Annotated in this window: 12 protein-coding genes; 4 read left to right on the top strand and 8 right to left on the bottom strand. The window is 65.2% G+C overall.

Annotated elements, in window-relative coordinates:
• Window positions 1-46: 46 nt before the first annotated feature.
• Window positions 47-646, bottom strand: a complete 600-nt coding sequence (locus Q7O19_RS08210) for a J domain-containing protein (protein WP_303809839.1) — start codon at window positions 644-646, stop codon at window positions 47-49.
• 162 nt (window positions 647-808) lie between these two features.
• On the opposite strand from Q7O19_RS08210, the gene Q7O19_RS08215 reads away from it, so the two are divergent.
• A complete protein-coding gene (locus tag Q7O19_RS08215; RefSeq protein ID WP_303809841.1) occupies window positions 809-1,339 on the top strand; it encodes a globin in 531 nt (176 codons plus the stop codon).
• Window positions 1,340-1,399: 60 nt separating this feature from the next.
• Window positions 1,400-2,050 (top strand): aquaporin, encoded by a 651-nt coding sequence (locus tag Q7O19_RS08220; RefSeq protein ID WP_303809843.1) that lies wholly within the window; start codon window positions 1,400-1,402, stop codon window positions 2,048-2,050.
• An 11-nt stretch (window positions 2,051-2,061) separates the two neighbouring features.
• Here Q7O19_RS08220 and Q7O19_RS08225 read toward each other — a convergent pair whose 3' ends face one another.
• The 4 genes from Q7O19_RS08225 to Q7O19_RS08240 all read right to left on the bottom strand — a co-directional run bounded on the left by Q7O19_RS08225 (window position 2,062) and on the right by Q7O19_RS08240 (window position 5,752).
• Window positions 2,062-2,238, bottom strand: a complete 177-nt coding sequence (locus Q7O19_RS08225; protein WP_156874514.1) for a hypothetical protein — start codon at window positions 2,236-2,238, stop codon at window positions 2,062-2,064.
• Window positions 2,239-2,609: 371 nt separating this feature from the next.
• Window positions 2,610-2,816, bottom strand: a complete 207-nt coding sequence (locus tag Q7O19_RS08230) for a cold-shock protein (protein WP_022680866.1) — start codon at window positions 2,814-2,816, stop codon at window positions 2,610-2,612.
• A gap of 227 nt (window positions 2,817-3,043) precedes the next feature.
• Window positions 3,044-3,961, bottom strand: coding sequence for a Flp pilus assembly protein CpaB (cpaB, locus tag Q7O19_RS08235; protein WP_303809844.1), 918 nt, complete (start codon window positions 3,959-3,961; stop codon window positions 3,044-3,046).
• A 48-nt stretch (window positions 3,962-4,009) separates the two neighbouring features.
• The gene (locus tag Q7O19_RS08240; RefSeq protein WP_303809845.1) at window positions 4,010-5,752 is read right to left on the bottom strand and encodes an acyl-CoA dehydrogenase; all 1,743 of its coding nucleotides are present in this window, start codon (window positions 5,750-5,752) and stop codon (window positions 4,010-4,012) included.
• Window positions 5,753-5,797: 45 nt separating this feature from the next.
• Here Q7O19_RS08240 and Q7O19_RS08245 point away from each other — a divergent pair, with 45 nt between their 5' ends.
• Window positions 5,798-6,766, top strand: a complete 969-nt coding sequence (locus Q7O19_RS08245) for an L-threonylcarbamoyladenylate synthase (RefSeq protein ID WP_303809846.1) — start codon at window positions 5,798-5,800, stop codon at window positions 6,764-6,766.
• A gap of 69 nt (window positions 6,767-6,835) precedes the next feature.
• Here Q7O19_RS08245 and Q7O19_RS08250 read toward each other — a convergent pair whose 3' ends face one another.
• Window positions 6,836-7,450: a PadR family transcriptional regulator gene (locus Q7O19_RS08250; RefSeq protein WP_303809847.1), complete on the bottom strand. Its 615-nt coding sequence runs from the start codon at window positions 7,448-7,450 to the stop codon at window positions 6,836-6,838.
• 145 nt (window positions 7,451-7,595) lie between these two features.
• Here Q7O19_RS08250 and Q7O19_RS08255 point away from each other — a divergent pair, with 145 nt between their 5' ends.
• Complete coding sequence (locus tag Q7O19_RS08255) at window positions 7,596-9,275, top strand: amidohydrolase family protein (protein ID WP_303809848.1); 1,680 nt, start codon at window positions 7,596-7,598, stop codon at window positions 9,273-9,275.
• Window positions 9,276-9,279: 4 nt separating this feature from the next.
• Here Q7O19_RS08255 and Q7O19_RS08260 read toward each other — a convergent pair whose 3' ends face one another.
• Window positions 9,280-10,335 (bottom strand): alpha/beta fold hydrolase, encoded by a 1,056-nt coding sequence (locus tag Q7O19_RS08260; protein ID WP_303809849.1) that lies wholly within the window; start codon window positions 10,333-10,335, stop codon window positions 9,280-9,282.
• Between the two features lie 70 nt (window positions 10,336-10,405).
• Complete coding sequence (locus Q7O19_RS08265) at window positions 10,406-10,675, bottom strand: VCBS repeat-containing protein (RefSeq protein WP_303809850.1); 270 nt, start codon at window positions 10,673-10,675, stop codon at window positions 10,406-10,408.
• Between the last annotated feature and the right edge of the window lie 83 nt (window positions 10,676-10,758).

Raw genomic sequence — 10,758 nt, forward strand, 5'->3', positions numbered from 1 at the left:
CAAGCAGCGCGTGCGTCTATCAGCTTGGGGTGCAGGCTGGCCCGGTTCAGGCGGCGGCGGCGTGCGGCCAGGCGCGCGGGCCCGCATTGGCGGCGAACTGGGTGATGCGCAGCTTTTCCTGCGCCACAGTGCGCGACGTGCTGATCACATGATCCACCCCGGCGATGGTGATGGCCAACGATCCGGCATCGGTGGTTTCGATCAGGCCCTTGGCCTTCAGATACCAGGCGTGGAAATCAAAGGCTTCGGTGGTGCAGCCCAGCATGCGCTGCAGTTCATACTGGCCCACGCCCGGTTCCTGGGCGCGTTCGCGGCGGCGCTTGTACAGGTACAGCAGCACTTCGGCATGAACATCGGCATCGGACCGCGCAGTGCGCTCTTCAGCCAGGATGTCATCGTCGGCGGAAAACGCGAAGCCGGTGTTGCTGCTGTAGAGCGCGTCATAGGCCAGGCGCTTGCCGTGATCCTTGAGCGCACGATAGGCCTCGATCACCGCATTGAACATGTCGATGTCGGCGGTTTCCGGATGATCGGGGTGATAGATTTTCGCAAGGTTGCGATAGGCGATTTCCAGCGTGCGGTGATCGCACTCGGGATGAACCCGCAGGATCGCATAATAATCAACGAACGGCCGCGCATCGGACATCGGAACATCCCCCCACTTCGGCGCTGGCCTTACGCAAACACACCAACGCAACAACAATAGAAATTATATGTTAAAGTTTATCAGAAATTTATTAATGGCAAACCCAATAATAAAGGGTTAACGCCGTGGTCGGCGTTGCCGCCCTCTGCAAAACCGGCACTTGTGACCAACTCGGTCGCAGCGCAGCATGGGTTCATGCACCACCGCGCCGCCGTCGAATCCAGCCTGGAACTGGCCGTTGCTCGAATCGGCGACCCGCAGCCGGCGATCTATGCGCGGCTGTTTGCGCTGCACCCGGCCATGGAAACCGAATTCTGGCGCGACACCTCGGGCCGCATCCGTGGCGAGATGCTCAACCGCAGTTTCGAGATGGTGCTGGATCTGGCCGCTCCCTACGCGCCGGACGGCGGCTGGGGCGGGGCGTTCCTGGGCACCGAGGCCATCACCCACGATGCCTATGGCATTCCGCGCGCCGTGTTTGCCGATTTCCTGCCCATCGTTGCCGCCGTGATCCGCGATGGCTGCGGCAATGGCTTCACGCCGGCCATGGCGGCGGCGTGGGAGCTGGCGCTGGATCGCGCCGCCCAGACACTGGCTGCCCTGCCCGGCAGCAGCAATGAAGCGCGGGTGATCGATGTGGATGATGTGCTGCCGCCGGTGGGAGAGCGCGGGCTGCCCTTCCCGATGCGCTGAGCGGTTGACAGCCGCGCCAGCGCCCTGATGATGGCGCCAACAACGAGGCCGGGGGGCAGAATGCGGGCGATATTGGTGGGCGAGGCACTGGGCAGTTTCCTGCTGTTTGCCTGCGTGGTGGGATCGGGCGTGATGGCGGAGCGGCTGGCCGGCGGCAATGTCGCGGTGGCGCTGATCGGCAATGTCGGGGCGATCGCCGCGATGCTTTATGTGCTGATCGCCATGCTGGGGCCGATATCGGGCGCGCATTTCAACCCGGCCGTCACCATCGTCACACGGTTGCGCGGCGAAGGCACTTGGGCCAGCGGCGGGGCGATGATGGCGGTGCAGCTGGTGGCCGGCATTGCCGGCGTGTGGTGCGCGCACGCCATGTTCGATCTGCCGATCCTGCAGTTTTCCGACCATGTGCGCGACGGCGCCGGGCAATGGCTGGGCGAGTATATCGCCACCTTCGGCCTGCTGCTCACTGTGCTGCTCACCGGGCGGCATCGCCCGGAAGCGGTGCCAGCCTGCGTGGCGCTTTATATCACGGCGGCCTGCTGGTTCACGTCGTCAACCAGTTTCGCCAATCCAACGCTCACCTTTGCGCGCAGCCTGACCGATACATTCGATGGCATCGCACCGGCCAGCGTGCCGGCGTTCGTGGCCGCGCAACTGGCGGGGGCGCTGTGCGCGCACTGGGTTGATCGGGCGATGCATCCGGCGCCCTGAATCGCGCTGGTTCAGGCCGGCAGGCGCTTGTCGCGCTCAGCCTGGGCGGCGATTTCCTTGTCGGCCAGCGTTTGCCAGGCAGCCTGGGCACGCAGGAACATGGTGCGTTGATTGTCCAGCACGGCATCGGCGGCGTTGCGGGCGCATTGTTCGATTTGGGTGGAGTAGAACAGGCTGGTGGCGCGCATGCTGTGATCCTTTGCGGGACCGGCCAGAGCGGGGTGGCGGGCCGTGTGGCTGGTCAACCCAGCTGATCGAGCACCAGCCGGCGCAGTTCGCTGCGGGAGAGGACGGGTGAACGGCGATATTCGCGGTTGCCGTAATGCGGGGTGAGCGTGCGGCGCACAGTTTGCGCACGGCTTGTGTTTTTAATCGTGGGTATGGTCATCAAAGTCCTGGCGCAGTTGAGCGCCCATTATGCTGTCGTGATTGGGTGGTGTGAACAGGAAGGCAGCAACCCTGCGCGGGTGTTTTCCGGCCCGAAGGCTGGAACGACCGCCGCGCAGGGGCGCCTCGAAGGGCGGGCAGCAGCCTTGCGGCGCTGCCCTGCCCCTGCAACTTACGCAGCTTCGAGGTTGACAGCCGAGGTCTTGCCGCGGCGATCGGTTTCCAGTTCGTACTTGACGCGCTGGTCCTTGTTCAGGGTGCTCATGCCGGCGCGCTCGACGGCGCTGATGTGGACGAAGTTGTCATCGCCACCATTTTCCGGCGAGATGAAACCATAGCCCTTATCGGCATTGAAGAATTTGACGGTTCCGGTGATCATGAGATGTTTTCCTTTCGCGAAAACAAGAAACACAGCCGCAAATGCACGGCTGGAGCTGGAAGCGCGAGAAAGGAAGAGGAGCCGATTTTAACGAGTCGATTTCCGTCGCAGGCGACGATTAGCAACGCTCATGTGGGCGTGATTTAGGGGAAAGTCAAGGAAAGCCCTGATCATCATGGTTTGGTGCCCGTGCTGATTGGCGGATTGCCGGGGCTTTTCACCGCCAATCAGGGGAGCACGTCTGCCGCGCTGCCTGCCCCTGCGCGCATCACGATCACGCTTTGGGCGGGGCGTTGGTGCGGGGCCGCCGGTCGGGGGGCGGCGGCTGGTGTGTTGCCGGGGTTGCGCACCAGGCGGGTGGCGGTGCCATCGTTCAGGTCGCTCACCTGCAGGCTTTGCAGGCGCACCCGCGCTTCGTTGCCGAACGGGCGCAGGGCCAGCCGGATTTCGCCGGTGGCCATGGCGAGCGGAAGCTTCTGCGCCAGCAACGGGTTCACTTCAATTGTGACGGTCTTCACCACGCCGGGCTTGTCGCGGGCGATGTTCATGTCGCTGCCCACGGCCAGCACGCGGATATTCTGCGCCAGCAGATCGGCATAGGGCATCGCTTCATCGGGCTGGCGGATCAGAAACAGGTCCACCCGATCGCCGGGGAAGACCAGCCCAGACACGCCGGCCACTTCGTTCACCGGCATTGCCAGCGCGCGCATGGTGGGGCCAAGCAGCGGCGCGGTCGAAAGCCGGTTGGCGCCGGTCACCAGCGCAGCTTCGGTCACGATCTCATTAGCCGTGATGGGGCGCAGCGCGGTACGGCCCTGGCCCAGGATCAACGGATCGATGCGCGCGAAATGCCCCTTGGGACGCTGCTGGGCCGGCACATCAACCAGCTTGAGCTTGTCCGGCGTCAGCTTTTCACCAAAGCCGATGGGTGCCGCGGCCACCACGGCGGGCGCCATGGGAATCGCGGATTTTGCAGCGCCGCGGCCGGGTCCGTGCGGCAGCCAGCGGGCCAGCATTATTGCCACCAGCAACAGCGCACTGCCGGCAATCAACATCCAGCGCGAGCGTTGCTGCACCCGGCTGTTGCGGTCATCTCGCCCGCGCCTAGCTGGCACGCGGCGCGGCACGCGATCCTCCGCCCCCATTTTGCCACCTCCATCTGGAGGGGGTAACGGGCGGGTGTGGGCGCGGGTTTAGGCTGCGGCCAATCCGTCTTCCGGAATCGCATAGAGCAGCGCCGCGCCGCGCATGGCGGACGCGCTGAGCGCCTGCACCTGCGGCAGCAGTTGTTCGGCGAAGAAGCGCGCGGTGGCGCGTTTGGCGGCGGCGAACTGCGGATCGGGGTGGTGGCGTGAGGCCAGCGCCTGTTTGGCGAGCAGCCAGCCGCCGAGCGTGAGGCCCATTAGGCGCAGATAGGGCGTGGCACCGGCGGCGACATCGTCCGGGTTGTTGGCGCCGGCCAGCCAGAGCGAACTGGTCTGCGCGGAATCGAGCGCGTCCTGCAGCCAGGGCGTGATCAGCTTGAGTTCCTCGTCCTCATCGAGATCAGACAGCGTGGCGCGGACTTCGCCGAGCAGGTCCTTCCAATGCTGACCGCCATCCATGCCGAGCTTGCGGCCGACAAGGTCCATGGCCTGGATGCCGTTGGTGCCTTCATAGATCGGTGCGATGCGGGCATCGCGCAGATATTGGGCGGCACCGGTTTCCTCGACATAGCCCATGCCGCCGAAGATCTGGACGCCAAGGCTGGCGACCTCGACGCCGATATCGGTGGCCCAGCTTTTGGAGATGGGGGTGAGCAAATCGGCGAGGCCTTGCCCGGCCTTGTCGCCGGTGTGCGCCCGGTCAACGGCGGCGGCATTCAGATACACCAGCGCGCGGCTGGCTTCGGTGAGGGCGCGCATCGTCATGATAGTGCGGCGCACGTCGGCATGTTCGATGATGCGCACCGCAGCGGGCCCGGCGCCGAACTTAGCGGACTGCACACGGGTGCGGGCATAATCCAGCGCGTGCTGCATGGCGCCTTCGGCAATGGCGACGCCCTGCAGGCCCACCTGCACGCGGGCGTTGTTCATCATGGTGAACATGGCGCGCATGCCGCCGCCTTCACGGCCGACCATCCAGCCGATGCACTGATCATGATCGCCAAAGCTCATCGTGCAGGTGGGGGAAGCGTGGATGCCGAGCTTGTGTTCAAGGCCAACGCATTTCAGGTCGTTGCGGGTGCCATCGGGCAGGAACTTGGGCACCAGGAACAGGCTGATGCCCTTGGTGCCCGCCGGGCTGTCGGGCGTGCGGGCGAGGACGAGGTGGACGATATTCTCCGCCGCGTCATGCTCGCCCCAGGTGATGAAGATCTTGGTGCCCTTGATGCGCCAGCTGCCGTCCGGGTTGGGTTCCGCGCGGGATTTCAGCGCGCCGACGTCGCTGCCGGCGGTTGGCTCGGTGAGGTTCATCGTGCCGGTCCATTCACCGGTGACGAGCTTGGAGAGGTAGCGCTCCTGTAATTCCGGGCTGGCGTGGGCGGCGAGCGCCTCGATCGCGCCCTGGCTCAGCATCATGCACAAGGCGAAGGCCATGTTGGCGGAGGTGAGCTGTTCCTGCACGGCGACCGCGACGGCGAAGGGCAAGCCTTGGCCGCCATGCGCTTCCGGCACGCCCAGCCCCGCCCAGCCAGCCTGCACATATTGGCCATAGGCCTCCACGAAACCGGCGGGCAGTGTCACCACGCCGTTGTCCAGTTTTGCGTGGGCCTTGTCGCCGCTCTTGTTCAGCGGCGCGAAGACGTTCCCAGCCAGCTTGCCGGATTCGGCCAGGATCGCGTCCACCATATCCGGCGTCGCGTTGGCATAGGCGGGCAATGCGGCGAGGCCCGGCAGATCGGCGATCACGTCGAGCACGAAACGCTGTTCGGTGGTGGGAGCGGTGTAGGGCATGAGCTGGTTTCCGTTTTCGCTATCACCCCGGTATAGACGCGCGCCATGGCCAGCAAAAGCCGCATCCTTCTGCCCGACGCCGCCGGCATTGCCGCAGCGGCGGATGTGCTGCGCGCGCGCGGACTGGTCGCGGTGCCGACGGAGACGGTGTACGGTCTGGCGGCGCGCGCGGATGATGGCGCGGCGGTAGCGGGCATTTATGCCGCCAAGGGTCGGCCGAGCTTCAACCCGTTGATCGTGCATGTGGCCAACGTGGCGCAGGCAGAGACATTGGCGATCTTCTCACCGTTGGCGCACACGTTGGCGGAAAAGTTCTTGCCGGGGCCGCTGACGCTGGTTTTGCCATTCCGAGCGGGCGCGCCGGTGGCCAGTCTGGTGACGGCGGGTCTGGAGACGATTGCGCTGCGCTGCCCGGCGCATCCGGTGATGCAGGCACTGGTGCGCAGCGTGGGCCCGCTGGCGGCGCCGTCAGCCAATGCTTCGGGGCGGATTTCACCGACGCGGGCGGAACATGTGCTGGCATCGTTGGCCGACGTGCTGGTGATCGATGCCGGGCCGTGCGCGGCGGGCGTGGAATCGACGATTGTTGCGGTAGAGGGGACAGGCTGGCGGTTGCTGCGGGCGGGGGCTGTGGCGGTTGAGGCTATCGTGGCTGTGGCGGGAGAACCCCTCACCCCGCTCGCCGCAAGCGGCGAGTCGCCCTCTCCCGCAGGGGGAGAGGGGATTGTCGCCCCCGGCATGATGGCATCGCACTATGCGCCGCAGCAGCCGGTGCGGCTGGAGGCCGTGACGGCTGGGCCGGACGAATATCACATCGGTTTCGGCCCCGTGGCGGGTGATGCCACGCTGTCGGCCAGCGGCGACCTCACTGAAGCCGCCGCCCGGCTGTTCGATCTGCTGCATGTCGCGCAAGCCTCGGGCCGCGCTGGCATTGCTGTCGCGCCGGTGCCGCGGCACGGCCTGGGCCTGGCCATCAACGACCGCTTGGCCCGCGCGGCCGCGCCGAGAGGCTGATCCCAACGAAAGTGGGTGCAGGGCCTAAGGCCCTGCCCGCCGGAGGCCCTTATCTTCCAACAAGCCCGATCAGAGCTTGCCGATCCTCTCGGCGGCTTCACGCAGGATGGCAGCGATGGCTTCGGCGCGTTCGGCGCTCGATTCGGCGTCACGCACCGCGTCGCGCGGAGCGGCGCGCAGATCGTGCATGGCCTCGCGCAACGGTTCGCGGCCATCGTCTGCATTGCAGCGCGCCATGTCGGCCAGGCGCTGCAGCGCGTTTTTCAAGTGCGCTTCGGCGGCGTCCAGCGCGGCGCGGCCGGCATCTGTGATGGCATAGCGGCGGCGGCCTTCCTCGCCGGCAACTTCGGCGATCAGGCCTTCATCGGCCAGCATGTTGAGCATCGGATAGATCATGCCCGGCGACGGCGAATAAAGGCCGGCGGACAGATTCTCGATGGCCTTGATCAGGTCATAACCGTGGCGCGGTTCTTCCTTGAGCAGGTGGAGGACGAGGATCCTCAGCGCCTCCGCGCCGAAACGGCGGCGGCGCGGACGCGGGCTATCCCCGCCATCACCGAATTCATCGGCAAAGCGCTGCGCAAAGGCGGCCCAGCTACTGCCACGGCCGGACCAGCGGCCGCCGAAGTCCTTGGCAATCTCCTTGTGGAAGCCATCGCGATCGAAGTGGAAACGGAAGTGCATGGGGGCGACTCCAGATGGGGGTGTTGAGCCCTTAAGATATATCTTGAACGAGTGTATTGCAAGAACCATACAGCCAAGATCGCTGGACCCTTGCTGGCAGCGATGGCGCGCCATAAGCTGCCCCCATCACCAAGGGGGATCAATCATGCGCATTCTGGCACTTGCCGCTTTCCTGCTGGCCACGTCTGCGATGGCGAAGCCGGCGGTGCTCACCAATGGCCTGATCGTCGATGGTTCGGGCGAAGCGCCCTATGCCGGCTGGTTGGCGATGGACGGGGACCGGATCACCGGCATTGGCAAGGGTGCCGCGCCCGCCAGTGTGACGGGCGGCGCCAGCGTCACCGACGTGAAGGGCCAGGCCATCTCGCCGGGCTTCGTCAACATGCTGAGCTGGGCGACCGAAAGCCTGCTGATCGATGGCCGCGCGCAGAGTGATATCCGCCAGGGCGTCACACTGGAAATCATGGGCGAAGGCACGTCGATGGGCCCGCTCAACCCAGAGATGAAGCGGCTTGGCGCGCTCCGCCAGGACGATATCAAATACCCCATCAGCTGGACGACGCTGGGCGAATATCTGGCCACGCTGGAGAAGAAGGGCATTGCGCCCAATGTTGCCAGCTTCGTGGGCCACACCACGGTGCGCGTGCATGAAGTGGGCGAAAGCGATGTTGATCCGACGCCCGAACAGCTGGCGCGGATGCAGGGGCTGGTGCGCGCGGCGATGAACGAGGGCGCGCTGGGGCTGGGCACATCAATGATCTATGCGCCGGCCGCCTATGCCGAAACGCCGGAGCTTGTGGCGCTGGCCAAGGCAAGTGCGGCCTGTGGCGGCATGTATATCAGCCACATGCGTTCCGAAGGCGACCGCATCGAGGCTGCGGTGGATGAACTGATCGCGATCGCGCGTGAATCCGGCGGCCCGGCGGAAATCTGGCATATGAAGATGTCGGGCCGGAAGAACTGGGGCAAGTTCGACACCATCCTTGGCAAGATCGAGGCGGCGCGGGCCAGCGGCATCCGCATCACCGCCAACATGTATAATTATACCGCCGGCGCCACTGGGCTGGATGCGGCGATGCCCTTGTGGGTGCAATCGGGCGGGCTTGAACGCTGGATCGAGCGGCTGAAAGACCCGGCTCTGCGCGCCCGGGTGAAGGCCGAGATGATGGACGAGAATGCCGATTGGGAGAATCTCGCCAAGCGCGCCGGCAATCCGGAGAATGTGCTGCTGCTGGGCTTCAAGAACCCCGCTTTGAAGCCGCTCACCGGCAAGACGCTCGGCGAGGTTTCGCGCATGCGCGGCACCAGCCCGGAGGATACCGCCATCGATCTGGTGATCGAGGATGGCAGCCGGGTGGGCACGGCCTATTTCCTGATGGATGAGGCCAATGTGAAGCGGCAGACCGCGCTGCCGTGGATGAGCTTTGGTTCGGATGCGGGTGCGCCATCAGCCGAGGGCGTGTTCCTGCTGAGCCAGGATCACCCGCGCGCCTATGGCAATGTCGCGCGATTGCTGGGCAAGTATGTGCGCGAGGAAAAGACGACGACGTTGCAGGACGCGGTGCGGCGGCTGAGCCAACTGCCGGTGACCAACATGGGGATCAAGGAACGGGGCCTGCTGAAGCCGGGCTATTTCGCTGATGTCGTGGTGTTCGATCCGGCCACCATTACCGATCACGCGACGTTCGCGAAGCCGGCGCAATATGCCACCGGCGTGTCCAGCGTGTTCGTCAATGGCGTACAGGTGTTGAAGAACGGCGAACCGACCGGCGCGGCGGCAGGGCGGTTCGTGAAGGGGCCCGGCGCCGGCCGGTGCCCCGCCTGACGCCTCACTGGCTGCGCGCCAGCAGCGCCTTCAACTCGCCTTCCCAGAAGATGCTCCACGTGTGCGTGCTGTGGCCGCGCGTCTCCGTGCTTTCGGGGATCAGCACGTAACGGGCCTGCGGCATCGCCCGGACATGGCGTTCAGGCTCACCCACGCCGGGTGGATTGATGAAATCATCGGCGCTGTTCACCCAGGTGACGGGCACGGTGATGCGGGCCAAAAGTGGCGCCGGGTTGTAGTTGCGGCTGGCCTCCAGTTGATAAATGCGATCATTGGCGTCGGCACTGCTGGCTAGTCCCGCAGCCATCGCGCGTTCGGCCAGTGCATCGGAACTGGCGCGATCGGGCGTATCGGCCTGCATGCGCACCGGGGCGGAACTGGCCATCGCCTGCAACGCCACACCCACGCGCATGCCATTCAAGTGCAGCCTGGTGAAATTGCCGCCCTGCCAATCGGGATCGGCCTTGATCGCCTGGATCGCCATCGCCCGCCACATGCGGTTGCGCCCCGCCAGTTCGATCACGTTGCAGGCCAGCGGCATGATGGCGGCGGCGCGGCCAGGAAGATTGATGCCGAACTGGAAACCCATCATGCAGCCCATCGATGTGCCCATCAGCAGCCGCAATTGCTTCACGCCCAGATGATCGAGCAACTGCCCCTGCGCGCGGACCATATCGGCGTAATCATAGGCCGGGAACGCCATTTTCAGGCCGTCGCTGGACTTGGACGATCCGCCGTGGCCGATGGCATCGGGCAGGATGATGAAATATTTGGCTGCATCCAGCGTGCCCCCCGGTTCGAGCAGGCGGGCGAACTGCGGCACCAGGAACTGCGCGCCGGTGCCGCCGGTGCCGTGGCCCACCATCACAGCGTTGATGATCTCGCCCTTGGCATTGCGGATCGGCGTGCCGAGCGTGCGGTAATGCTGCTTTATCTGCGGCAGGGTCTTGCCGTCGGAAAAGCGGAAATCCTTCGAGACGAAGTCGGCTTCGGTGACGGTGGGTGCGGCGGTGGCAGCGCTGGCGATAAGGGCCGCGATCGCGGCAACGGCGGGCTTCATGGCGGTGGCTCCCTGTTGGTGCGACGGGGATGCCATCGCCGACGGGGCGGGCGCAATCAGAATGTTGGAACTACGGCTTTGTGAAATCCAGCCGGTAGACGTTGATGAAATACAGCTTCTCCGTCTCGGAGCCGCCGTACTGGTAATAAAGCAGATCCTGTTTTCCGTCGGCGTCGAAATCGGCGACGGTGAGCAGCACGCCATTCTCTCCGCGCGGCAGTGTGGTGGTCATGCGGGTGAAGCGGCCTCCGCCCTGGTTGAAAAACACCAGCAGCTGTGGATCGGCGTGCAAAAGGGACCCTGTTAGCGGGGTGATCGGCGTCCAAAAGGGAACCACCATTCCGATGGTTTAGACAGCGACTTGGTTTTCCAGGTGGCGAGATCGGGATGTTGGTTGTGGAGACGGTTGTACGGATCCGGCGG

Source organism: Sandarakinorhabdus limnophila DSM 17366 (assembly GCF_945882885.1).
In the GTDB taxonomy this organism is placed as follows: Bacteria; Pseudomonadota; Alphaproteobacteria; order Sphingomonadales; family Sphingomonadaceae; genus Sandarakinorhabdus; species Sandarakinorhabdus limnophila_A.